This window comes from Streptomyces sp. NPDC043726 (assembly GCF_056436565.1).
Genome location: NZ_JBWKCI010000017.1, coordinates 74,023 through 98,301, shown reverse-complemented (window position 1 = coordinate 98,301; position 24,279 = coordinate 74,023). Strand labels below are relative to the sequence as shown.

The window sequence follows — 24,279 nt, the reverse complement described above, 5'->3', positions numbered from 1 at the left end:
GTCCGCCAGGCCACCAGACGCTGATCGCCGACCTCAACGCGAGGCGGTCGGCGTGGGCGTACGAAATCCGCGCGCAGACGGTGAGATCAGAACTGGTCCAGCGGAACCTCGTCCTCGGCGAGTTCACTCGTCTCGAACTCGGCATCGCCCATCATCGGCCCGCCGAGGAGGCCCGTCATGAGCTCGTCCATGTCCAGCGTCGTCGCACCGGCAGGAGCCGTGGGCTTCGTGCCTTCGCGCATCTTCAGGGTCAGGCCGAGCTTCTTCACCTTGGCGTTCTCGGCCAGCTTGGCGAGGTCCAGGTCCACCTGGGCCAGCTCGCCGTTCTTGAGCGTGAAGTCCGCCGTCACCTTGGCGTTGGGCGCGTCCTTCATGTCCTTGGCCGTCGGGATCGGCGTGCCCGGCGGCAGGTCCTTCAGCAGGGGCTCGATCTCACCGAGCAGTTCGGTCATCAGCGTGCGGAAGGGAGCCGTGGCGGTGATGTGCTCGGTGCCGTCCCCGCCGTCGGCCGTCTTGAACTCCACCTCCCGGGCCATGATCTTGCTCAGAGCCTTCATGAGCTTCTTCTGCTCCTTGGCATCGAGGGACGGCGCGGGAGCCGGCTCGCCCTCTTGCCCTTCGTCGGCCGCCTGCTGCATCTCCTTGGCGTTGAACTTCACCCACTTGCCCTCGATGACGTCCTTGAACCCCTTGGCCTGCGGGGGCAGTTCGTCGGCGTCCGGCAGCGGCGCGCCCATCGCTTCACCCATGGCGTCCATGTCGGCACGCAGGTAGACGTAATCGCCTATCAGCCGGTACTCGACAAGGTCGCCGTCGCGTGTGCTGAGCTTCATGGCCATGCCGACGAGGTCCTTCTCACCGGACTTCTCGAGCGGCTTCTTCGACTGCACGGTCATGGTGATCTTCATGTCGCTGAACATCTCGGCGACCTCGTCGGGCATCTCCTCGCCGGGCGCGGGGTCGGAGGCGTCGTCCAGCGCCTTCAGCGACGCGACGTCGGTGTCCAGGTCGAACTCGAAGGAGAGCGTGTTCTTCTCACCGAGCTTGTCGAAGGCCCGGTCGAGCTTCTGACCGGCGGACAGCTGCTCCACCGTTCCGCAGGCGGCGGCTCCCGCGAGAACGGCGCCGACGACGGCTGTGGCGGTCAGGGTCTTGCGTACAGCGTTAATGATGGTCTCCTCGTGGTTCCGATCACAACGTGATCAATAGGGAGACCCACAAGCCACCCACAGAGTTGCCCTGTCCGCGTCACCAATTGGCGGAGGGCTGACTGACCGGTGGATCTCGCCCGCGATGCCCGGCCGCACCCACGACCTGATCGCTGCCCGCATCCACCGCACCATCCGGATCTGCCAACGCCAGGGCGTGCTTGTTCTCGCCGGCCGCGTCTGCATCAGAGCGGGCCACCAGCAGTGCTTTCTCCGCCTTGCCCGACATCGGATCAGCCTGCTCTTCGCAATGCTCCGCGACGGCACCTTCTACAGGCCCCCGCCTCCCCAATCACCGGCTGCATGAACCAGCTCTCAGTCCAGCTGAGCTGGCCGACCTGTAGTAGCGGTTCAAGCTTGTCCTGGCTGCTCAGGCCCAGGTCGACTGGGGCATGGCTCCCTTTGGGTGCCCGGGCGCCCGAAAGGCTGAGACCGCGCCCCGGATGACGCACCACGAAGGAAGGCCCCCGCGCCCGAGGGGCGGGGGGCCTCCTGTCTCTCATGGGATTAGGCGTAGTACCGGACGGTGCCGCTCGACGCCGCCGTGCTGCCCTGGCAGCGTTGGGTGAAGGTCACCCATAGCCCGGTCACCTGACCGTTCTCGTCCTTGACCAGCCGGTGCACGGTGAATTCGCCTTCGGGGCCGTTGCAGGCCCGCCCGTTGCCGCTGAAGCTGAGCGTGGCGAGTCCGTCTCCCCCTGAACCAGCCTGGTAGGTGCGGCCTGCCTGGAGCGTCTCCCCCTGGGGCGCCATCAGCATCACCGACCAGGAGGACCGGTTCCCCTGCACATGAAAGACGGTCTGCACACCCCGGCTCGACACCGAGAAGAGACTGGTCGCCCCGGTGTAGGTCCCACTGGTGCCCTTACCGACCCAGTCCCCCTCGTCGCTGCTGTACGCGAACGACAGCGGAAGCGCACGGTACTTCAGCACGCCCTTCAGCGCGGGCCCGTCCGCCGCACCGCAGCGATGCGTGAAAGAGGCATCGAGCAGGGTCACCGCGCCACTGTCATCGGTGGCGAACTGGTTCACGGTGAACTGCCCGTAGACCTCGGAGCAGCCGCTCGTGGAAGCGGAAAGATCCAGTCCTGGCGCCCGCCCCTGCGGCGGAGTTCCCTCGGCGTTCCGGAACACCCCCGGCCGCAGCGTCTCCCCAATCGGCGCCTGGAGCCGGATCCGCCAGGTGCGGTCGGGCGCCTCCACCGTCATCTGCACCCGCTCCGCGGTGCCCCCGACCGTGATCGGAACCGCCGGATCCCTGAACTTCTCAGCCGCGCCCTTCCCGAGGTCGTGCCCCGCTTCACTCGTGTACGAGAACGAGGTCACCGGCACCGGTTGATCCGACGCCGCCTGCGCGGGTGAGGCACCCCCCGCCAGCATCCCGGCCAGCGCCGCCAGCCCAGCGGCGATCCGTCCGATGTTCCGGGATCTGTGTCGAGCCTTCTTCATGTCCCATCCCCTCCTGTGACGCCACACGGCGCAAAGGGCATATGCCCCTCCCTCCGACTCCCCCGTACGAACGTCCCCACACGCCACAGGAGTTACTTACTTCCGGACCCTCTTGCTCCACTCGGAAGGAGCCGCAGCCCTTCCTCAGTCCCGGCCCCCGCCCGGCGGACCGGCATGAGTGTCCGCGCGCTTCCCCTTCGACGACGGCCAGGACTTCGACGACGCCGCACTGCCGCACCGGCTTTCATCGGCACGACCGGCCGATGTGGTGCGCGGTAGCGGCGGTATCGATGAATAGGGCCTGACTGCTACGGGTTTCTCGACCGACGCTGTCCGAAGGACGGACCAGGGCGTGGAGCACGGCCAGCGGCAGAGCTGCCCCGGGCACGGACACCCCGACGATGGCTTGGGACCGCCGCTCATGGGCCTGTCAGCCGGACGCGATGCTTTCGGGGTCGTCCGCCGGGGTGCCGACGCGGAGCCACCGATAGCCGTACGGGGGCAGGTCGACGGTGAACATGCCGTCCTCGCCTGCAGCAAGCCCGGTGTGCCCCTCGTCGAGCAGGTCTGTCAACCGTCCGCCGGATCCGGCCTCGGTCAGTTCCAGCCGTACGGTGTGAGGCCGGTCCGCGAAATTGTGCACGGCCAGCACGGTGCCGTCGTCGGCCCGGCAGACGTGCGCCAGCACGGCGGTCTCTCCCGTGGTGAGCAAACGGTAGTCGCCCCAGGCCAGTTCGGGGGCCTCCCGGTAGCGTTCGATGAACAGTCGCATGCGGCTCAGCAGTGAGGCAGGATCGCGGCTCTGTTCGTACACGTTGATCTTTTCGGGACCGAACACGCCGTCCACCAGCGGGTTGGGGAAGGCGTCCGGCTCGGCGGTGGAGAAGCCGGCCGTCTTCTCCGGAGTCCACTGCATCGGAGTGCGTACGGCTTGGCGCCCCTCCGCGACCAGGTTCTCGCCCATGCCCAGTTCCTCGCCGTAGAAGAGCACGGGGGTGCCCGGCAGGGTGAACAGCAGGCTGTAGGCCAGTTCGATGCGGCGTCGGTCGCCGTCGACCATGGGCGGGAGCCTGCGGCGCAGCCCTCGGTCGTACAGCTGCATGTCCTTGTCCGGGCCGAAGCACGCGAACACCTCGGCCCGTTCGTCGTCGCTGAGTTTGTCGAGGGTGAGTTCGTCGTGGTTACGCACGAACACGGCCCAGTGGGCGTCGCGCGGTGCTGCGGGGCGGTCGCGCAGTGCGGCGGCCAGCGGCCTGGCGTCGTGGCGTGCCATGGACAGGTACATCTGCTGCATCGCGACGAAGTCGAAGCACATGGTGAGTTCGTCGCCGCGGTCCGAGGAGGGGTCGCCGAAGAATCGGGTGGTTTCGTCGTAGGGCAGGTTGACCTCGCCGAGCAGGACCGACTCGCCGTTGCGGCGGCCGAGGAAGGCCCGCAGGTCGGCGAGGTACTCGTGCGGGTCGGGCAGCTCCCCCGCGTCGCTCTGTCCGTCGGTCTCCAGCAGGAACGGCACGGCGTCGACCCGGAAGCCGGACAGGCCGAGTTGGGTCCAGAAGCCCATGATGCGGGCGATCTCGTCGCGGACGTCGGGGTGGGCGACGTTGAGGTCGGGCTGCTGCTTGTAGAAGCGGTGCAGGTAGTACTGGCCGCTGCCCTCGTCGTACTCCCACAGGCTGTCCTCCGCGTCGGGGAAGACCACACCCTGGGGGCCGTCCTTCGGGGGCTCGTCGGTCCAGACGTACCAGTCGCGGTGGGCGGAGTCCCGGTTGGAGCGGGCGTCCTTGAACCAGGGGTGGTCCTCGGAGGTGTGGTTGACGACGAGATCGGCTATGACACGTATGCCGCGGTCGCGCGCGGTGCGAACGAACTCGGCGAAGTCGCCGAGGGTGCCCAGGCGCGGGTCTACGCCGTAGAAGTCGGTGATGTCGTAGCCGTCGTCGCGCTCCCGCGTGGGGTAGAAGGGCATCAGCCACACGCAGGTCACGCCGAGGCGCGCCAAGTGGTCGATGCGCTGGGTGAGCCCCGCGAAGTCTCCGATGCCGTCGCCGTTGCCGTCCTGGTAGGTCTCGACGTCCAGGCAGTACACCACCGCGTTCTTCCACCAGAGGTCGGATGTACGTGTCAGACGCATCGGTACTCCTTGGCCGTGGCTGTGATCGGGCGGGTCACGTCGAGTCGCGGCAGTACCTCGGCGCCGAAGGCGTCGATGAACGCGGCCTGTTCCTGACCGACGTGGTGGAGCATCACCGCCTCGAACCCCAACTCGGCATACTCCTGGAGCCGGGCGGTGTGCCGGCCGAGGTCGGAGGAGACGTCGACCGTGCGCGCCACCTGCTCGGGGGTGACGTGCTCGCTGACGACGTCGAACAGTTCCGCGGAGTCGAGGTCCCAACTGGCGGGCGGGGCATGTACGTTGGTGCGCCACTGGTCGTGGGCGATGGCAAGTGCCTCGGCCTCGTCAGGCGCCCAGCTGAGGTGCACCTGGAGGTGGAGGGGCCCACGGCCGCCCGCGTCACGATAGGCGCCGATGATCTCACGCAGGCGTTCGTGCGGGGCGTTGACCGTGATCAGTCCGTCCGCCCACTCGGCGCACCAGGCCGCGGTGGCAGTGCTGCACGCCGCTCCTATCAGCGGCGGTTCCTCGGGCGGCAGCGTCCACAGCCGGGCCCGGTCCACGGTCACCAGCCCGTCGTGGCTGACCTCCTCGCCCCGCAGCAGCGCCCGGATGACGTCGACGCACTCCCGCAGGCGGGCGGAGCGCAGGTCCTTGCGGGGCCAACCCTCGCCGGTGATGTGTTCGTTGGAGGCCTCTCCCGTGCCGAGCGCGGTCCAGAACCGGCCCGGGTTCATGGCCGCGAGGGTGGCGATCGCCTGGGCGACGACGGCGGGGTGGTAGCGCTGGCCGGGCGCGTTCACCACACCGAACGGCACCCGGTCGGTGGCCTGGAGGGCGGCTCCGAGCCACGACCAGGCAAAGCCGGACTCCCCCTGCCGCACGCTCCACGGCGAGAAGTGGTCCGAGCACATGGCGGCGGTGAAGCCCGCCTGCTCTGCGCGCACCACGGCGTCGAGGAGATCCGCCGGGGGAATCTGCTCGTGCGAGGCGTGAAATCCGTAGACAGTCATGGCAAGCGACTACCCCCCGTTCGGTCCCTCAACGGGCTCCGACCGCACGGGTGTCGGTGCCGTCGGAACCCCCGCGCCGCACGATGCGCGTGGTGAGGTTGAGGGCCGTCGGAGGGGCCTGGGGAGAAAAAGGTCGGCCCGTCCGTCACCGACCCGGTCGCACGCGGCGAGGGTGCCTTGTCGAGTTCAGGTTGGAGCGCCTCGGTGTCGAACTCCACGTTGGCGCCCTGCCTTTACCGCATCCCGGCGAGTCCGCCCGGGTCGCCATCTGCCGCTGCCCGGCCCGGGCACCCCGGCGCGGAGCCAAGTCGTCGCGCCCGTGAGTAGGGCGCAGCTTCCGCTCAAGGCCCAGCTGCCGATGAGCCGACCGAGTGTCCGTGGTTCATTCCCGCCCCATTTCCTTCCCCTTTCCGCCCTCGGGAGGGCGCTCGGAAAGCTGCCCGGCGCATTTCGCCGCCCGGCAAGGCCCCGGGCAATCGCCGCACGGAGGGGCGCGGTCGGCTGGGGAACCCCGGCGGCACCCGCGCTGTGCGGGTGCCGCCGGGCCCCTGGAATCCGAGGCTGGGTCAGGGAAGCCGGTGATCGGCGTTGAGGACCGCGCCGCGCTCGGGGTGGTTCTGGTCGTAGCCGCGCGTGTCGCACTGGAGGCCGCCCACGATGCAGTGGTCGACCAGCGCCTTCAGGGTCCGCTCCTCCCAGGCGTTGAAGAAGTCGTAGTGGAAGGAGAATCCACGGCCGCTGGCCAGACGGACCTGGCTCATGTCGCCGTTGACCGGCCAGGCCATCTTGAACTCGATCATCGGCAGGGCGACCGGGTGGGAGGCCGGACACATGTTGTCGTTGGTACCGGGTTTGACGACCGGATAGGCCATGTGGCTCTTGTGGTCCGGGGTGTCGAGGTACTTGCCGTCCCAGCAACTGGGCGCCTGGAAGCGAATGTTGAGCTTCACGTCGGGACGGCTCGGGCAGCTCGCCGGGAAGTCGGTGTTGAAGAAGCTGTCACCGCATTCCCAGCCCTCGACGAAGCCCTTGTGGCTGCGGAACTGCTGGGCGCTCTGCATGGGGTCACCCACGACGTAGCGCAGCCCCTTGGGGAAGGGCCGCACGCTGGTGTAGTCGGTGATACCGGACTTGTAGTAGATGACCTGCGGGCCTTCGGGCAGGATCTTGGTGTCCCCCTTGTACAGGGACGGCATCCAGTAGGCGGAAGCATCGGCCGGTGCCAGGCAGGTGGTGTTGCCGCCGTAAAGGCTCGCCGTCGTGCTGGCGGCGTTCGTCGTCCTGTTGCCCATGAAGGTGTGGTCGTGGGACTTGCCGGGCTGTCCCGGATAGATGATCGGGTCGTCCGGCGCGGTGTGCGTGACGGAACAGTTGGCCTGGAACTCCTTGTGGTAGCGCGGCGGCGGCGTGGCCTGGGACGGAGTCACGCCGGTGACCTGGGGCACGGCCGGTATGTACCCGTCGCCGTCGGGGTCGTCGCCGGACGCCTGCGTCGACACCGCCATGGTGTGCCCGGCGTGGCCGCCGGCCGGGACGACCGGGGCGCTGTCGGGAGCGGCCGCCGTCGCGATGGTGCCGACGCCGAGCACGCCGGCGATCAGTGCGGTGCCGAGCAGCAGCGCGGGGAGCTTCGAACGGGGTCTCATGGGGCCTCCTTGCCCGCTGAGGTGCCAAGTGGGGGTGGTGCGAAGGGCGCCGCCGGTTGCCCTTCGCGGTCAGCTGTAGATGCCGAACTCGTGCAGCGAGTAGCCCCAACCGGTGCCACGCGCCGTCAAGTGCAGTCGCACGTGTCGTGCGGTCGCCGCGACGTCGATGGTGTCGATGTCGCCGTTGCCTGTCGTGGTGGTGTGAACGGTGCGCCAGGTGGAGCCGTTGTCCGACACCTGGACCTCATAGGACCTGGCGTAGGCGGGGTCCCAGACGAGCTGGAGCTTGCGGACGGCGGTGGCCGCGCCGAGGTCGACCTGGATCCACTGGGGGTCACTCCAGTCGCTGGCCCAGCGCGTGTCGGCCCGGCCGTCCGTGGCCTTGGCGGGCTCGCAGGGACAGTCGCCGTAGGACGCCTGGAAGGAGGAGGCGGTGGTGGGCTTGTTCAGCGCGACGTTGGTGCCGGAGACCGGCGGGGCGACGACCCTGACCGACTTGGTCTCGATGCCGGCATTGCCGCGTCCGTCCTCGGCCTGGATGTACACCTTCCACACCCCGAGCTTCTCGGGCGCGGTCACCGCGAAGGTGCCGTTGCCGGTGGACCGCCACTTGGCCTCGACCAGGCGCTTGTCGCCGTTGGCGTAGTTGCCGCTGAGGAAGATCTTGTACGTGACCGGGTCTCCGTCGGGGTCGCGCACGTCGGCGCGGACGGTGAACTCGCCGCCCGCCGGGGCGGACGAGGCGGGACTGACCGTCATGTTCGTGATGACGGGCGGGGTGTTGTCGCCAGCAGTCGAGCCGGCGTAGGCCCGCTTGACGGAGTAGTAGGACAGCCGCTTCAGCCCGTCGGGAACCAGGTTGAACCAGATGCCGCCGAAGTCGTGCTCCACGCCGTAGTGGAAGAGGGTCGCGCCCAGGGCGACGCCCCGGTGGCCGGTGACGCAGTTCCAAGCCTGGGTGTAACCCTCGGCCTTCTGGACGTCGGTCGGCTCGTCGGGGACGCCATTGGCGTCGTCGGGCACCTCCCACTCACCGGCCGGTCCGCCCTCGGTGATGATGTACGGCTTGGTGTAGCCGCCCTCCTCCCAGTCCTCCTGGACGCCGCAGATGTCGCCGTAGGAGTTCATCGAGTACAGGTCGAGGTCGGGCGCGTTGCGCTTGTAGTACGGCCAAGCGCCGGTCCAGGCGTCGGTGGAGGTGACGGGGTGGTCGGGGTCGATGCTGTGGATCTTCTTGGCGACGTCGTTGACGAAGGAGGTGTAGGCGTTGCGCTGCGCCTCCAGCTCGGTACCGCTGTAGCAGTTCTGCAGGCCGAGGACCGACTCGTTGCCGACGTTCCACATGAGGGTCGCCGGGTGACTCTTGTACGCCTCCACCCACCGGGCGAACTCGGCGAGCATGTTGCTCTTGTACGTGGTGTCCGTGACGTAGTTGACGCAGCCGCCGGAGCCCGGACCGCCACCGGGCTGAAGCCAGAAGCCGTTGACGACACGTATGCCGTGCGCGGCGGCAGTGTCGAGCAGCGGCTTGGTGCCGCCGTCGGTGCCCCAGGTGCGGATCGTGTTGACGCCCATGGATTTGACGTCGGGCATGTACTTCGGAGCGTCCGCGATGGCCGGCCCCCAGGTCAGACCCTTGACCGTGTACGGCTGTCCGCCGACGGTCAGTTGCCAGTTGCCCTGCGAGCCGGCGACCTTCACCGCGCCTCCCCCGGCGGGCGGCGTGCCGTCGGTGCTGCCGTACACCTGGAACTCCCACAGGGAGTAGCCGTAGCCGCCGGACCGTTCGGTGCCCAGCATGCGCACGTACCGGCCGGCGCCGGAGACGGCGATCTCGTCGGTGCCGCCGTCCCCGCCGGTCACGGTCTTCAGGGTGCGCCAGTCCGTGCCGTTGTCGGACGCCTGCATCTGGTAGCTCTTGCCGTACGCGCTCTCCCACGTCAGCACGATGCGGCTGAGGTCGGCGCGCTGTCCGAGGTCGACCTGGATCCACTGCGGGTCGCTCCACTGGCTGGCCCAGCGGGTGCCGGTGAGGTTGCCGTCGACGGCCGCCGCGGCCGCGTACCCGGCGCCTTCCTGGGACGAGGCGGTGGCGGACTTGCCCTGGGAGAGCAGGGTTTCCGCGGCCTGGGCGGGCGGGGCTGCGAGGGCGAGCGACGACGCCACCACGGTGCCGAGGACGAGCAGGGGAACGCCTGCGCGGCGGGTGGTCGATCTGGGGTACGAGGGGGCTCTGGACACATCTGCTCCTGGCGGGTCGGGAAGAGCCGGTCGGCGGCTGCGGGAGCACCGCGTGATGGCCCCTCCGGGCCGGGGCGCCGGGATGTCATCCGGCACGGAGGGGAGTTGTGGCGGGCGCGTGGCCCGGTCAGGGACAGGCCACGAGGGCGGACGCAACGGTCGAGGTGCCGGCCGGCGCAGTGGATGCCCAGGTGTCGCTGATGTCGGGGTCGTGGCGGCCCCTTCCGCCGAGGGACACCACGAGGAGACTGTGGAACGTCACGCCGGGGCGTCTCCCAGGGTGGAGCCGTTATGGGTGGCGGCCTGGGTGGGGCGCGTCGCGGGCCGTTGCAGTTGGACCTGGGAAAGGGTGGCGGGGGCGCCGAGGTCGACGTGGGGCCACTGCGGGTTGAGGCGGTGCTGGCATCGGTGCCGCTGGAGGTAAGCCGACACAGGGCATGGCACTCCTTGGCGTGGGTGGCGGGGAGAGCGCTCTCCGGAACCATGCCCGCCTCACCGGTCACGGTCAAGGTTCCGCGCACGCCTTTTCTTTTGACTTGCATTAAGCCTCGATGGTTGAGGGGGAGTTCCTGGAGAGGAAATCGATGGCGAGGTCAAAACGGCTACGGGCAGGGGCGGTTGACTGCACGTCAGCTCGCGCAGTGACTGTCTCCCCTGGTGGGGCTCCGTTCGTACCCGACGCTGCCGGGGACCTTGGCTGAGCGCCAATCCGAGAGGTCACCTACCCGAACGGGCAGTCTTCGCCGGAGCGCTGTGCCAGCGTCAGCCTGAGAGGCCACGTGATCAATATTCAGGCCGTCGTAGCGGGCATGTCCGTCGCCGCCAGTGGCGCGAGCGCGGCTGGGCCCGGGTTCTCCCGACGATCGCCTGGGCGCCCGAGTCTCGGCGAGAAGCAGGTCGCCAGGCTGGAGAGTGAGTTGGAACGCGGGCCGCTGGTCCACGGCCGGGCGCATCAGCGCGGACGCGGACCCGGGTGAAGACGCTGACCGGCCGAAGTTCCACGTCTCCCAAGAAGGAGGACTGGCCGCAGGGAAGAGCACCGCGGCAGCGTGCCACGGGCGGATCGTCGTCGAGGTCGAGGCCGGGCAGTCGATGACACCGCCGCGCGCCAGGACCGGGGCCGCGACGGGTGCACGCCCGTCGTCCGTGTGGGCGCGGCCGGAGGCCTGGCCGTGCCTCGATGACGGCCATGGCCTGCCACAGGCCTGGTGAGCCGTCTTGGATGATCTACGCGATCCGCCAGCACCAGAGCCGAAAGGGCAAGCCGAAGGGCTTCACCTGGCCCATTTGCCATCGCGCGCAGATCGTGAACCTGAGCCGCCCTCTCCGGACCCGTCCGCCCCGGGGCCGTCCGCCCCGGGCCCGTCAGTCTCGCCCGGCCAGGCGGCGAAGACCCCTCGATCAGAGCCCAGCGGGCATCGGACACATCGCTGACGGTGCGGACGGCGAGCACGCGCACAGCGGGCAACGACCGCCCACACCGTCAGTCAAATGAGCAACCCGGAACACCAACTGTCCAGGGCAGGTGCCCTCTTAGAAGGTGACGTTCCAGGAGTCGATCCTGCCGGTGTCGCCGCCGGCGTTGTCGTTGACGCGGAGCTTCCAGGTTCCGTTGGCGACCTCGGCGGAGGCGTTGACGGTGTAGACCTGGTTGATGTTGTCCGTGCTGCCGCCCGAGCGGTTGTGGACCGTGTAGACGGTGCCGTCCGGGGCGATGAGGTCGACCTTCAGATCGCCGATGTAGGTGTGCACGATGTTCACACCTACCTTGAGGGTGGCCGGGGCGTTGCCCGTCACGCCGCTGACGGTGATCGGGCTCTCCACGGTCGTGTTGTCACCGATGGCGAAGTCCGCGGTGTTCTCGAAGTACTTGCCGGGTGGCGGAGTGCTGCCGACGGCCTTGAGGGCGTCGACCTGCCCCTCGCCGAAGAAGCCGTTCTTGGCCGTGGTGCCCTTGCAGCGGCTGTCCGACGGGCAGGCGATGTCGTTGGCCTGGGTGGCCAGCTTGTCGCGCAGCTGCGCCGGGGTGATGCCGGGGTTGGTGCTGGCCAGCAGCGCCGCCACGCCGGCGACGTGCGGCGAGGCCATCGAAGTGCCGCTCATGGAGCCGTACTTGCCACCCGGCAGGGTGCTGTAGATGCCGGTGGCGTCTCCGCCCGGGGCGGTGACGTCGACGACGTTCAGGCCGTAGTTGGAGTAGGAGGCCTTCGCCGTGGTGCCCATCGCCGAGACCGTGACGACGCCCGGCAGCTCGGTCGGGATGTCCAGGCAGGCGTTGGTGATGGTGCGGGTGACCGGCGTCGAGTCGTTCGGGCTCGCGGTGTCCACGGTCTTGTTGGCCAGGTCGAGGTTGGAGTTGCCGGCCGCCGCGACCTGAAGCGAGCCCTTGCCCTCCGCGTACTCCTGGGCGCGCCTGACGCCCTCGATGATCGCGGCCTGGTCCGCGTTGTCCGGGCAGTTGAACTGCCACGGGTCGGTGTAATAGCTGTTGTTGGTGACCTTGAAGCCGTGGTCGCCGGCCCACATGAAACCGCAGATGGTGTTCTCGGCGAAGAACAGCGAGGAGCCGGGCTCGGCTATGCGCACCGAGGAGATCTTCACGCCCGGAGCCACACCGATGACACCCTTGCCGTTCTTGGCAGCCGCGACCGTACCGGCCACGTGCGTGCCGTGGGTGCCGACGTCGCGCCAGGCGCCCGTACGGGTGTCCGGCTTGCCGTACGCGCAGGACGCGGAGTCCGCGGCGTTGAAGTTGGGCGCCAGGTCCTGGTGCTGGTCGTCCACACCGGTGTCCAGGATGCCGACCTTGACGGAGGCGGAGCCGGTGGTGACGGCCCAGGCCTGATCGGCCTTGATCTGAGTCATGTCAGCGCGGACCGGTTCGCCCGAAGGAGTTGTGGACTGCGCCGGGTTGGCGGGCAGCGCCGGGTTGTAGGCGTCCGCCGGTACGTCGGAGGTGCGGGTGGCGCCGACCTGCTGAACCCCGCTCACACCGCGCATCGTGGCGGCGAAGGAGGCGGACGCGGAGTGGGCGGTGATGACACCGATCGCGTCGTAGTACTGAAAGACCGTTCCGCCGTTGGCGGTCACCGCGTTACGGACCGCCGTGGTGTCACCCGGGGCGGTGATCACGAGGTACGCGCGGGTGCCGGCAACCCAGTTCGCACTCGAGGAAGCGGGGGCCGCGGCCTGGGGCGCCGCCGCGGGGGCGGGGGCGGCAGAGCCGGAGGGGGAGACGGGCGCGGTGTCGGCGAGCGCGGCAGGGGCCCCGAAAGCTAGCGCCGCACCGAGCGTGGCAGCCGGCACGAGGGTACGTCGAGGGCGGTTGGATCTGTGGGGTATCAATGCGTCCTCCGAAGACCCGGTGGTCAGGCCGGGTCGTACGAATCAAGTGATGGACGCAAGATGTCATGCACGCGACTGGTTGCGGAAGTGCCTTTACAGCAGAGGAGATCGGTTATCGGTGGCCGGAAACCGACTATAGGTGCGAGTACGGAGATTGCGACGGCCGGCCGAGGAGGGGCCCGGAGACCGGTACGTCGTCCTGCCCGTGGGTGGCGCGCGGAGACCGAGTGACTGTGGCGTCGGAGGTCAAGCCCGCTTCAGCCGGCCCCGTCCCGGATGCGGCCGGCGGCCCGGCGGGGTCATCTCCAACACCACTGCGTTGACATCCACTTGAAGCCCCTGGTCTTCGCGTCGGATCCGCCGCGAGATGTGCACTCCGCTGCGCCGAGGCCGCCGCACTACCCATGAGCGTGGCGGAACCGGGCTGCATTACCCTACGGCGGAGAACGTCACACCACGTCGGGGGCGTGTATGTCAGTACGCGGCGAGGCAATTCTGGCCGAACTCAGCTCTCTTGCCGCGCATGTGCGCCAGGACTACATCCGCATCCTCGAGACGGTGATACAGGTCGCCCCGGGGGCATGGACCCGCCGTAGGGGCGTTCAGGTGCAGTGGATCACCCTGCGTGACAGCGACCAAGACGTCGTGGTGCAGGCGGACTCCGGCGAACTGAGCAAGCACGTCGACTGGGACGCTCCGCGTTCCACCCGCTCCTTCTCCGGCGCCCTGCGGGAGAAGCTGGGAACCAATCGGTGTGCCGCCCTGGTCTACGGCAACGCGATCGACTCGCGCACCTGGGGCTGGCTCCTTCCGCTCCTCCTGGCCAGGCAGCTGCCCAGGCTCGACTCCGCGGTGACGATCGATATCGAACACCACACGGGAGCTCGATCCACGTTCTCCTTCCCGATCACGTACCGACGCTCGCCCGTCCGACGCCTACAGTTCGAGGAGGACCTCCGTGCAGTCCTGCAACGCGCCAGGAACATATAGTCCGACCTCCGTGGCCCCTGGACCCGAACCACTCGGCACGACGATCGGGTCGCCTCCTTGCCTGCGCGCGCGTACTGCGCCGTAGCCGTCGGGTTGGTGCCCGCCCCAGTCCGATGCGACCGAGTACGCCCGGTCCGGAATCATCTGATGCTTGGCGTCGCCCGGCCGTATCCGTGTTGGAGGGTCGATGACCTGTCCTGGGTGGCCGCGTCCGCCGTAAGAGGCAGGTGAGAGACCGGTTCACCGGGCCCGTCACCCGCAGCTGGTGCTGACCGGTCAGGTCAGGCCGTGAAAGAATCCTGCCCCACCAACCAATCCACCCCTGCCCGGAGTCGGCGCGTGTTCAGGAATCCGCTCACGAAGGCCGGCTCCCCGGCGACTGCGCCCATACCGACTCGACCCGGTCCTGGCGGACCTCGGCTCGAAGAGCCGCCGCTCGGCCATCCGCCATGACGTCGGCAGAGGGCTCCCCACCGGCGAGGCCTACGCCCGCGCGCCGGGCAAAATGAGCGACATGGTCAAGGAGGGGAACACCGGCTTCACGCTGGCGCGCGGGGCGACAGGCTTCTTCCGCCTGCAGGATGGTCCGCTCCCACACACTGACCTGCGGGCATTTCGCGCCGCACTGTATGCCGCCGCCCGCGTCGTCGGAGGCGAAGTGGGTGAGGTGGAGGAACAGGCATACCCCCGGACCTTCCACACCGCCGTGATCGCCACACGCACGGGCGAGAACATCGTCCTGTGTCACGCTCACCAGCCCTGGATCGCCTTCGCTCAGACGCATCGGGACTGGTACGCAGAGGAGTTCCTCGCTCCGCCGCCGTGGGCTCACGTTTTCACCGACACAGACTTCGTAGTCCTGAGTTATGACCAACTCGCCACACCGCTCTCCGACGTGGACACCTCAGTGCTCACACAGAGCGAGTGGCGTCAGGTGCGCTCCTACGGCATCACCACGCTGGGCGGACTACTCTTCAACGCGTGGGACTGACATCCACACGGAAGGCAGGACGTACGCACCACTGCGCATTGGATCGCCTCCGCTCTCAACAGCTCGGGCTACCGGGCCGGTTTCTCCCCCACCAGCCTGCGCGACCTCGAGCGGTCATGAAAGAACGCGGCAGGTCAGGCATCGCGGTAGACAACGACCTGCTGACCACTGCCTGTTCCCACGCCGCGGACAGCAGACCGCAGCGCCTGACACCACGCAGCCGTGTCCCAGGTCAGCGCACTCAGCAGAGCGCGCCCCGTGGCGGCCGAAGGGCCTCGTCATGAGGGCCACGGCGGCCAAGTCATCACCGACTGGCCGTACACCGACTCCAGCGGACATGACCCCACGCCTGGTGCCTGCGGGCTCTCCGCCTACTTCAGATAGAGAGCCGCCAGGCGAGGCAGCCGCCGCTGGATCTCGCCGTCATCGTCGAAATCGAAGTTCCAGGCCGGGTCCGGATCCGGATACCGGATGACGCGCGCGCCGTCAGGCAGGTGCTTGCCGGTCGCCGCGATGTGTGCGTTCCAGCCCATGCTCAGCACCTCCTCGCACTCGAGAAAGTCTCCGCTAGCCGCTGACGCCCGCACGACGGGCAGTCCTGCCAGGGCATCGGGGTCCCCCACCACGCGCTCGAACGTCTCACGTCCCTGCGCGATCAACCAGCCGCGGAAGTAGTCGAACCCGTCGTCGGAGCAGCCACCGTTGATCACATACGCAGCGGCCCACAGAGGGTCCGTGTAGGAGTGGGCCATCAGGTCCCACAGCACCTGATCAGCAGCAACGATCTCCTCGGCCGGGTACGAGGCTAGCTGCGAAGCTACCCGGCGGGCGACATCTCCCGCCTCGTCCGGGCCGGACACCTGACTGCGGGCTGTCTCTATCAGCTGCCAGAACTGCTGTCTGTTCATGACCGCAGAGCATGCCACCTGCCTCTGACAAAGGGCCTGACCACGCGAGCCCGGCTCACCACAGCGGCCCCACCGCTGCACCGCACCCGCACCCGCACCCGCACCCGCACCCGCACTCAACAGTCCCCCGGCACGTTGGCGACGGACATGACCGTTGAGCTGATGTGCGAGGAGGGCGGGGCGGAAACCGAAGCCTCTGAGCCTGCGCACATCCGTCCACGGCTACCAACGACGGACCAACGTCCCTGCCGGTGCGTCGGACGCCTACCGCCATCTTGACTGGAACCTGTCAACATCTCGACAATCGGTCGTAGCTCCTCATCCCCTGGAGGACCGTTGACCCACGGCCCGTCTCGTCGCACGACGCTGCTCGCGGCAGCCGCCGGCGCGTTCACGCTGCCCGCCATATGTTCCGCACCCGCGCATGCGGGCACTCCCCTCCCCCCAGGAGGCCGTGAACTCCCCATCGTCACGCACTCCCGCCACCCCGGCGCCATCCACGGCCCCGAAGTCGCGCGCGGCGCCCACACCGAACCCCTCAACGCAGCCGTCAACTGCGCCCTATACCGGGGAGGGCCAAGCTGATGGCCACGTTCGTCACCCGCTCCCAGTGGGGCGCCAGAGCGCCCAGCAGCGTCAGCAACAACATCACCCCAGCCCAGGGCGGCGTGGTCGTCCATCACGTCGACGCCGTCAAGGTGGCCAAGGCCAATCACGCCGACTGCGCCGCCCAGGTCCGAGGCATCCAGAACTTCCACATGGACTCCAACGGCTGGTCGGACATCGCCTACAGCCACCTCGCCTGCGTCCACGGCTACCTCTTCCAGGGCCGTGGCGAGAACGTCCGCACCGCCGCCCAGGGCACCACGCAGGGCAATGACGACTGGTACGCGGTCTGCGCACTGACTGGCGGCACCGCCAGCAGCTACGACACCATCACCGCCGGGCTCATCGACGCCATCCGCCACGGCATCAACCGCCTCAGGGTGTCGGGCGGCGCCGCACGGGCCATCACCGGTCACCGGGACCACCACGCCACCGCCTGCCCGGGCAACCTGTACGCCAGGGTGCTCAGCGGCGAGGTCAACCCCGGCGGCGGCCCCCTGCCCCACCCCGGCGTCAACTTCCGCCAGCCGCCCACGTTCGTGCACGCCAGCGTGGCCACCTGGCAGTACCGGATGAACAGCGCGCACGGTTACTCCCTCACCGTGGACGGCCAGTACGGCCCGGGATCCGACTCCGCCTGCCGCAGCTTCCAGTCGAGCAGGGGCCTGAGCGTCGACGGCATCGTCGGGCCTGCCACCTGGGCAGCCACGTTCGCCTAGAACCGGCCAAAGCCCACCGCCTGCCCACGACGTACGCCCGCAGCCGACGAACTCCACCGAGGGGGGCACCTCGACATGCGATTGCCACGCGTACTCACGACCCTGGCGGCGGGCCTCGGCCTGCTCCTCGGCGCACTCACCGCGCCGCCCGCCCACGCCGCCGGTACAGACGACGGCGCGGCACCCCCGGCCCAATGGCGCAGCTACTGGGTGGACGCGTTCAACCCGGGCATCTACACACCGACCCAGGTCACGGCCCTGGTCCAGGACGCGTTGGACATCAACGCCAACGTGCTGATCGTGCAGACCGCCCGGCGCTACGACTGCTTCTGCAACAACGCGCTGTACCCGCGCACCGACGCCGCGATCGCCCCACAGCCCTACGACCCGCTGGCGGAGGTGATCCGGCAGGGACACGCGGCCGGACTGCAGGTGCACGCCTGGGTCAACGTCAACACGATGTGGAACAGCACCACCCCGCCCCGCTCCCCCGACCACGTCTTCAACCAGCACGGCCCCAGCGCCACCGGAGCCGACCGCTGGCTCAACAAGAAAGCCAACGGCCAGGAACTCGTGGGCGCCAACGCCTACGTCGATCCCGGCCATCCGGCGGCCGTCGACTACATCGTCCGTGGCATCCAGAGCATCGTGCGCAACTACGACGTGGACGGCATCAACCTCGACTACGTCCGCTACCCGGACGGCAGTTCCACCACTACCCACAGCGACTGGGGCTACAACGCCGTGTCCGTCGCCCGCTTCCAGCAGGCGACGGGCCGGACGGACATACCCCTCCCGTCCGACACCGCCTGGAGCGACTGGCGACGCGACCAGGTCACCCAACTGGTGCGCAGGATCTACCTCGGAGTCTGGGAAGTCGACCCGCAAGCCCGCCTGTCGATGGACGCCATCACCTACGGACACGGACCGCAGGCGGTCGGCGGCTGGCAGGCCACACGCACCTACGCCGAAGTCCTGCAGGACTGGGCGGGTTGGCTGGACGAGGGGATCATGGACACCGCCGTGACCATGAACTACAAGCGCAACTGGAATCCGGACCAGGCGCTGATGTTCTCCGAGTGGTCCGAGTTCATGGCCGACCACCAGGGCGAGCGGCAGGCGGTCAACGGCCCCGCCCTGTACCTGAACAGCGTCCCGGATTCGCTCAGCCAGGTCAGGGAGGCACTGAAACCCAGCACGGCTGGCAACACCGCGGCCGGCTGGAGCGGTTACTCCTACGCCACCCCCAGCAAGGACGTGGCGGCCAACGGCCTCGCGGCCGAACGGGCCAAGCTGGTGCAGGCGCTGACGCAGGGCGAGGACGCGCCGTTCAGGGACGACGCGGCGGTGCCCGGCATGCCGTGGAAGACGGCACCCCGGGACGGGCACGTGAGCGGCAGGCTCCTGCTCCGGGGCGGCGGCCCGCTGGACCAAGTGCCAGTGACGCTCGCCCCGCTCACGGGCGGCGGTGAGAAGACCACCCGGCTCAGCGACGGTTCGGGCTGGTTCGGCTTCACCCATGCGGAACCGGGTCTGTATCTCCTCACCCTCCGTCTGCCGGAGGGCGTGATCGGCGCTCCGAAGACCGTGGTGAGGGTGACGAAAGGCAGCATCGCGAGAACGTCGTTCCCGCCGTTCCTCGTCGTACCATGACGCTCGCGACCGTACGCAGCGGCAGTTGTCTGCGATCACCCGATCGGCACTTCCGTTCGACGCGCACATTTCCAGTCGGTACGCCAGCAGCGTCTCAGCGCGACGAACCGCTGACTCCTTGAGGAGGCGCACCGCCGTCTCCGGCAAGGAACTGCCAGATCGTCACGATGGCTGCGGCCTGCGCCAGCAACCAGGCCACCTGAATGGAGAAAAAGCGCATCTGGTAAACGGAGTACAGGAGTCCCACCCTGTTGCGCCAGTAGTGGCGCTCGGTGCCGAAGCTCTCGACGTCCATGAGAATGCCGGTCACCGTGAGGATGAGCAGCATGGCCGCGACGGCGAAAGCCAGGCCGGTCTGTTCCTCGTCCAAGGCCCAGTTGCCCACGGCATAGAGTCCCGCGGGGATCGCGTAGGCGAGGGTGACACAAAGTGCCTTGGTGGGCCCGCGCCGACCGGGAAGTTGGTGCCAGAAGGCTCCCAGGATCACTCCGGCGGCGGCGAAGCCGATCTGCCAGAGAAGGAACTGGACCAGTACGTCGGGCAGGCCGAGGCGGAAGTAGAGGGTGCTCGTCAGAGAGTCGCCCCGCAGGTGGGAAGACCACACCAGTGCGGCGCTCAGGGGCAGGGCAACCAGCTGGGTGAGCCGGGCGGCTCGGACGCCGTTGGCCCACCAGGTGTCGGCGGGCCCGAGGATCAGTGCGGCGTCCACGACCGACACGTTGTGCGGGAGGCGGTCGCGGCTGCCTGCGGAAGACCGCCAGCGGTGCAGGCGGGACAGGCGGCGCTCCAAAGGCCGCCGTTGCACGCTGGTGTCGTCGGCCTGGCCCTGATCGAGTCGGCGTAGTTGGGCGTGGACGTCGCGGTAGGTACGGGCACGGTCGAGCAGGGCGGTCCGGTGGGCGAGCCGCAAAGTCGCCGCGAAGGGTTCGTCTGACCGCTGGAGGGGCTGGTCGGCTACTGTCCGCCCGGAGGCAATCCGCAGCATGCCGGCGAGTGCGCCGAGGTAGGCAAGGAACCAAACCCAGGTCAGAGCTCCGCTGCCCGTGTAGTCGCCAATGTTCAGGGCGACCATGATGGGGAACAGGAGCAGCAGCAGCGACCGGTCGACGGCGAGTGGCCCTCGGCGGGCCACGGTGGTGTCCCGGGTGCGTCGAGAACGCGCGCGGAGGACAGCCAGGATCGCCAGGCCGCTGGGGAGCCACAGCATGGCGCACCACCAGTCCTGCGCATTGTGCGTGAACCACAGCGCGGCGCTTCTCAGTTCCGCGCGATGCCAGGGGCCGTAGCCCCATTCCCATGTCAGCAGCCCTTCTTCGTGTATCAGGCGGCCTGGATCGATGTGAGGGGAGAGCCAAGACGCCCGGTTCCAGTCGCGTTCAGCCGCCGCCCCGTAGCTGATCACCATGATCGCAACGACCGTGCATGTGCCGGTAAGCATCGGCACAAGCCGTGGCCGCGGATGGCGTGGGTGGTGCAAGCCCCCGTCGACGACCAGACGGCGCACTGCTGCGGCGCTGCCCATGACGAGCAGCGCCACGGAGCAGACGGCAGCGCCTCCCACCATGATCGTTACAGCTACGTCAGGGGCAGGGGGGCTGACGAAGGCCTTCGGTTGCAGGCCCACCAGATCGGGCCACAGGGCCGGCACCACGGACACCGCACCGAGCGCCGCTCCCGCAAATGCCAATGCCTTGGAAGGGCGAGCGAACAAGAGCATCAGCCCTCCCGCCACGGCTGCGGTCAGCCATGCCCACGGCGCGTAAGCAGCCTGCTCCGCCCACTTGTCGTTGTCCTCGAAGGCCCCGACCGCACCCAGGTAGGTGTTGCGTCCCTGAACGACCAGGCAGGCTCCCAGGAGTACCCAGCTCCAATTCCGCAGGTTTACGCGAGCCCGGTCCTCGAGCGGGTCCGCTACGTACGACCGCGGCAGCGTGATGACGACGCACCAGAGCGCTGCGACCGCGATGAGGGACCACAGCAGACTCCCGGCGTGGCTGAACGTGGAGAACGGTGGATTGTCGTCCTGGGCCGCGACGGAACGGGGCCATGCTGGGGGGACACGCACCTCGACGCTGGGAACAGTTCCCACGGGATACCAGGCCAGACGGGTCCCGTCACGGCCGACGGTCGGCTCGGGCGTTGCTGAGATGGCACCTGGGCTGCCTGGATCTACCGCGATCTGCTGCCAACGCGCATTCTGCAGGGCTTCAGGCGGGGTCAGCCGTACGAGCCATGCGGACTTGCCTACGTCCACAGTCCAGGGGCCGATGGGTAAGTCGCCGCGCTGGTCCACCCATCCGAAGGCGGAGTAGACGACTGCAACCGAGCGGGCACTTCCTTCCGTGAGAGCGGGCACATCACGGACCGGGGAGACGGTAGGTTCCTCAGCCCGCCACTCCTGCCAATTGGTTTCCACCCCCTCGAAGGTCCCCCTGGTCAGGCAACGCATCGCACGCCGGTACTTGTCCGTTGAAGGGCTGAGCAGCAGCCCGTCGGCGAGCGCCCAGGTCATAGGCACCTCGATGGTCAGTTCGCTGATCACCTTGGTATAGGTGCGACCATCGTGCTCCAAGCGCAGAACGGCTTCGACTTCAGCCGTTCTCAGCCCTCCCTTTTTGCACACGCCGTCCGAGCTCGCATCGCCGAGGCCTGCCGCTGAAGGGGGTGTGGCAGCCGACGCCGGCAGTGCAGCAAGGCCCAACGCGAGCAGAGCAGCTACCGCTAACCACAACAGACGAACGACAAGGCGGCAACGAGGTTCTGATATCAAGCAGCCCTCCACGCCACCGAGTTGGACTGTCCATCATCACCCTGAGGCCCACGTTCCGCTCTGTCCCTTCCCGCAAAGCCGTTGCACGACCCACGGCGCGCTCCCCCGCCACGACTTCCGCGCTCCCCGATGACGCTTCCGGCCTTCGGGGTCGGCATGACTTCCCGCCGGAGCCGCCGGACTCAATGTGCGACCTACCGATCCACTTCCAGTTCGATAGCGTCTCCACACGGACGCGAACTGCGTCCAGAGAGATCCTGAACGTCTGCGGCTGCAGAGTCCTGGCTTGGACAGGGTGACGTCACGAACCCTGCAGGCCTGGCCGTTCCTCGTTGCCAGGTCCGAGGTCTCTCATTCCTCCACGGCGCGGCCGATGAGTTTGTGGCTCTTGGCCGGTCCAAACTCGTGACACCCCACGAAAGGACAACGCCATGTCGGAGCTCCTCGTCGACTTCATCACCACCCTCGACGGCTACGCATCGGGAGAGGGGTGGCCCGGATTCTGGGGGCTGGAGGGACCGGAGTACCTCGCATGGCTCGGCGAGCAGCCCGAGGTCACCTACCTGATGGGGGCGAACACATACCGTCTGATGTCAGGCTTTGCCGCAGGCGAGGTCCCGAAGGGCCAAGACGAGTTCAGGCCGGAGGAAGAGGCCTCCGTCGACGAGCTCACGCAGGCGCCCAAGGTGGTGTTCTCCTCCTCACTCGAGGAGCCACTGACGTGGGCCAACTCCACGCTCGTCCGTGGCGACGCCGTCGAGGCGGTCCGCGACATGAAGTCGAGTGGCTCGGGGCTCCTCAGCACGATCGGCAGCCTCAGCCTGTGCCGGTCCCTGCTACGAGCCGGACTCGTCGACCGCTTCCGGGTCGTGATGTTCCCGGTGATCACCGGGGCCACGGGCGAAGAGCGCATCTACGACGGCTATCCGGACGTCGCTCTCGAGATGATCGAGCACCGGACCTTCGACGGCAGCATCCAACTGGTCGAGTACAAGCCCCGCGTGCTCGAGCACCCGCCGCTCGATGTCCCTGCGTGACACCGCCCCGTCCGCAGGCCTGAACGGCCGTCGGGCTGGCTCCGGGGGGCGCAGAGCACGACCTGATAAGGGCGAACGCCGTCGTCAGGGCGCACGGTGCAGGTCGTGACGCAGGTTCCGGGCGACAGGGTTGCTCGCGCGCCCGAAGGCGACCCAGTGCCCGCTCACGGCCGGGAGAACAGGGATGCCCGGCAGGAACGCCGGACTGTTCGTCTCACACACCTGCCCTGTCAACGGCCCATGGGCGGTCGGGCATCCTTCCGGCCGTACCCCATCACCGCCCACGCCTTTCGGCCAGTCCCCCGTCGGCAAACCGAGTGCGCCTCCACGCCGGACTACCGGTCCGACACTTCGCCGGGCAGTCGTGCGGCGAACTCCTGGCGCACTTACGGGCAGCGCAGCCTGGACACTGCGCTGCCCCGGTGCCGCCGGTACGACCGACGGATCTGAACCCGGACCCGGAATCAGGCCGCGAGGACCTCCCGCTCGCGTTCCGGCGTCTTGATCTTGGGCTTCGCGTTCGGCAGCGAGAGCCGGACGACCTTGCGCCACGCGGAGAACACCTGCTTGGGCAGCGGTCCGGTCACGTACTCCAGCTCGTACTTCTCGAACAGCGCCCGCACCTTCACCGCGACCTCGGCGTATCGGTTGCTCGGCAGGTCGGGGAAGAGGTGGTGTTCGATCTGGTGGGAGAGGTTGCCGGTCATGAAGTGCATGGCCTTGCTGCCGCTGATGTTCGCGGAGCCCATCATCTGGCGCAGGTACCACTGGCCGCGTGTCTCGCCCTTGATCGACCGGCGCTCGAAGACCTGTACGCCCTCGGGGAAGTGCCCGCACATGATCACCGAGTGGGACCAGACGTTGCGGACCACGTTCGCGGTGAAGGTGGCGGCGAGGGTGGTGAGGAACGACGGGCCCGACAGCAGCGGGTGGATCACGTAGTCCTTCAGGACCTGCTTGCGGATCTTGCGGCCCACGGCCTTGGCCCGCGCGCGGAACTCCGGGTTCTTGCGGCGGTCCTTGGACAGGTTCGCGCCGAGTTCGAGGTCGTACGCCGCGATGCCGTACTCGAAGAAGCAGGCGTTGAGGAAGTTCCACAGCGGCTGGCCGAGGTGGAACGGGTGCCATTTCTGGTCCTCGTCGACGCGCATGATGCCGTAGCCGAGGTCGTTGTCCTTGCCGAGAACGTTGGTGTACTTGTGGTGCAGCTCGTTGTGCGAGTGCTTCCACTGGTCGGCCGGCGAGACGTGATCCCAATCCCAGGTGGTGGAGTGGATCTTCGGGTCGCGCATCCAGTCCCACTGGCCGTGCAGGATGTTGTGACCGATCTCCATGTTGTCCATGATCTTCGCCACGGACAGCCCGGCGGTGCCGATCAGCCACGCGGGCGGGAAGAACGAGAACAAGAGCACGCCCCTGCTGGCCAGCTCGAGCTTGCGCTGCGCCGAGATCACCTTGCGGATGTAGGCGGCGTCTTTCTCGCCGCGGCTGGCGATCACCTCGTCGCGGATCGCGTCCAGCTCGCGGCCGAGCTCCTCGATCTGCTCTGCGGTCAGGTGGGCGGTGGGGTCGATGGCGGTCAAGCTGTTC

The 24,279-nt window shown here is 68.3% G+C and carries 16 protein-coding genes and 2 pseudogenes; 7 read left to right on the top strand and 11 right to left on the bottom strand.

Annotated elements, in window-relative coordinates; genetic code table 11:
- Positions 1-86: 86 nt before the first annotated feature.
- Entirely contained in the window at positions 87-1,091 is a 1,005-nt protein-coding gene (locus AC068Z_RS36925; RefSeq protein ID WP_478566187.1) for a hypothetical protein, read from the bottom strand.
- A gap of 187 nt (positions 1,092-1,278) precedes the next feature.
- On the opposite strand from AC068Z_RS36925, the pseudogene AC068Z_RS36920 reads away from it, so the two are divergent.
- Positions 1,279-1,380, top strand: a pseudogene (locus AC068Z_RS36920) (IS5/IS1182 family transposase); the annotation flags it as partial.
- A 335-nt stretch (positions 1,381-1,715) separates the two neighbouring features.
- Here AC068Z_RS36920 and AC068Z_RS36915 read toward each other — a convergent pair.
- From AC068Z_RS36915 to AC068Z_RS36890, 6 genes are all read right to left on the bottom strand, one after another.
- Positions 1,716-2,657, bottom strand: coding sequence for a hypothetical protein (locus AC068Z_RS36915; RefSeq protein ID WP_478566184.1), 942 nt, complete (start codon positions 2,655-2,657; stop codon positions 1,716-1,718).
- A gap of 430 nt (positions 2,658-3,087) precedes the next feature.
- Entirely contained in the window at positions 3,088-4,788 is a 1,701-nt protein-coding gene (locus AC068Z_RS36910; protein WP_478566181.1) for an alpha-amylase family protein, read from the bottom strand.
- Complete coding sequence (locus tag AC068Z_RS36905) at positions 4,779-5,783, bottom strand: TIGR03885 family FMN-dependent LLM class oxidoreductase (RefSeq protein ID WP_478566178.1); 1,005 nt, start codon at positions 5,781-5,783, stop codon at positions 4,779-4,781. The genes AC068Z_RS36910 and AC068Z_RS36905 overlap by 10 nt, the downstream gene beginning before the upstream one ends.
- Positions 5,784-6,349: 566 nt before the next feature.
- Positions 6,350-7,429 (bottom strand): DUF1996 domain-containing protein, encoded by a 1,080-nt coding sequence (locus tag AC068Z_RS36900; RefSeq protein ID WP_478566175.1) that lies wholly within the window; start codon positions 7,427-7,429, stop codon positions 6,350-6,352.
- A gap of 69 nt (positions 7,430-7,498) precedes the next feature.
- Entirely contained in the window at positions 7,499-9,670 is a 2,172-nt protein-coding gene (locus AC068Z_RS36895; RefSeq protein ID WP_478566172.1) for a discoidin domain-containing protein, read from the bottom strand.
- Positions 9,671-9,928: 258 nt separating this feature from the next.
- Entirely contained in the window at positions 9,929-10,102 is a 174-nt protein-coding gene (locus AC068Z_RS36890) for a hypothetical protein (RefSeq protein WP_478566169.1), read from the bottom strand.
- 385 nt (positions 10,103-10,487) lie between these two features.
- Between AC068Z_RS36890 and AC068Z_RS36885 the strand changes: the two are divergent.
- Positions 10,488-10,952, top strand: a pseudogene (locus AC068Z_RS36885) (IS630 family transposase); the annotation flags it as partial.
- Between the two features lie 251 nt (positions 10,953-11,203).
- Here the strand turns inward: AC068Z_RS36885 and AC068Z_RS36880 are convergent.
- Positions 11,204-12,976 carry a S8 family peptidase gene (locus AC068Z_RS36880; protein WP_478566166.1) on the bottom strand — a complete coding sequence of 591 codons (1,773 nt, stop codon included), beginning with the start codon at positions 12,974-12,976 and terminating at the stop codon, positions 11,204-11,206.
- A gap of 510 nt (positions 12,977-13,486) precedes the next feature.
- Here AC068Z_RS36880 and AC068Z_RS36875 point away from each other — a divergent pair.
- Together AC068Z_RS36875 and AC068Z_RS36870 are read left to right on the top strand one after the other, a co-directional pair.
- Positions 13,487-14,005 carry a hypothetical protein gene (locus tag AC068Z_RS36875; protein WP_478566163.1) on the top strand — a complete coding sequence of 173 codons (519 nt, stop codon included), beginning with the start codon at positions 13,487-13,489 and terminating at the stop codon, positions 14,003-14,005.
- A gap of 514 nt (positions 14,006-14,519) precedes the next feature.
- On the top strand, positions 14,520-14,996 hold the full coding sequence (locus AC068Z_RS36870) for a hypothetical protein (RefSeq protein WP_478566160.1): 477 nt from the start codon (positions 14,520-14,522) through the stop codon (positions 14,994-14,996).
- Between the two features lie 371 nt (positions 14,997-15,367).
- Here the strand turns inward: AC068Z_RS36870 and AC068Z_RS36865 are convergent, their stop codons facing one another.
- Positions 15,368-15,904, bottom strand: a complete 537-nt coding sequence (locus AC068Z_RS36865; RefSeq protein ID WP_478566157.1) for a DUF4240 domain-containing protein — start codon at positions 15,902-15,904, stop codon at positions 15,368-15,370.
- A gap of 584 nt (positions 15,905-16,488) precedes the next feature.
- Here AC068Z_RS36865 and AC068Z_RS36860 point away from each other — a divergent pair.
- Positions 16,489-17,229 (top strand): peptidoglycan recognition protein family protein, encoded by a 741-nt coding sequence (locus tag AC068Z_RS36860; RefSeq protein ID WP_478566154.1) that lies wholly within the window; start codon positions 16,489-16,491, stop codon positions 17,227-17,229.
- A 75-nt stretch (positions 17,230-17,304) separates the two neighbouring features.
- Positions 17,305-18,882 (top strand): glycoside hydrolase family 10-like protein, encoded by a 1,578-nt coding sequence (locus AC068Z_RS36855; protein WP_478566151.1) that lies wholly within the window; start codon positions 17,305-17,307, stop codon positions 18,880-18,882.
- A 94-nt stretch (positions 18,883-18,976) separates the two neighbouring features.
- Here AC068Z_RS36855 and AC068Z_RS36850 read toward each other — a convergent pair whose 3' ends face one another.
- The gene (locus AC068Z_RS36850; protein ID WP_478566148.1) at positions 18,977-21,505 is read right to left on the bottom strand and encodes a DUF6185 family protein; all 2,529 of its coding nucleotides are present in this window, start codon (positions 21,503-21,505) and stop codon (positions 18,977-18,979) included.
- A 578-nt stretch (positions 21,506-22,083) separates the two neighbouring features.
- On the opposite strand from AC068Z_RS36850, the gene AC068Z_RS36845 reads away from it, so the two are divergent.
- Positions 22,084-22,689 (top strand): dihydrofolate reductase family protein, encoded by a 606-nt coding sequence (locus AC068Z_RS36845; protein ID WP_478566145.1) that lies wholly within the window; start codon positions 22,084-22,086, stop codon positions 22,687-22,689.
- A 464-nt stretch (positions 22,690-23,153) separates the two neighbouring features.
- Here AC068Z_RS36845 and AC068Z_RS36840 read toward each other — a convergent pair whose 3' ends face one another.
- Positions 23,154-24,272 carry a fatty acid desaturase family protein gene (locus tag AC068Z_RS36840; protein ID WP_478566142.1) on the bottom strand — a complete coding sequence of 373 codons (1,119 nt, stop codon included), beginning with the start codon at positions 24,270-24,272 and terminating at the stop codon, positions 23,154-23,156.
- Positions 24,273-24,279 lie beyond the last annotated feature (7 nt).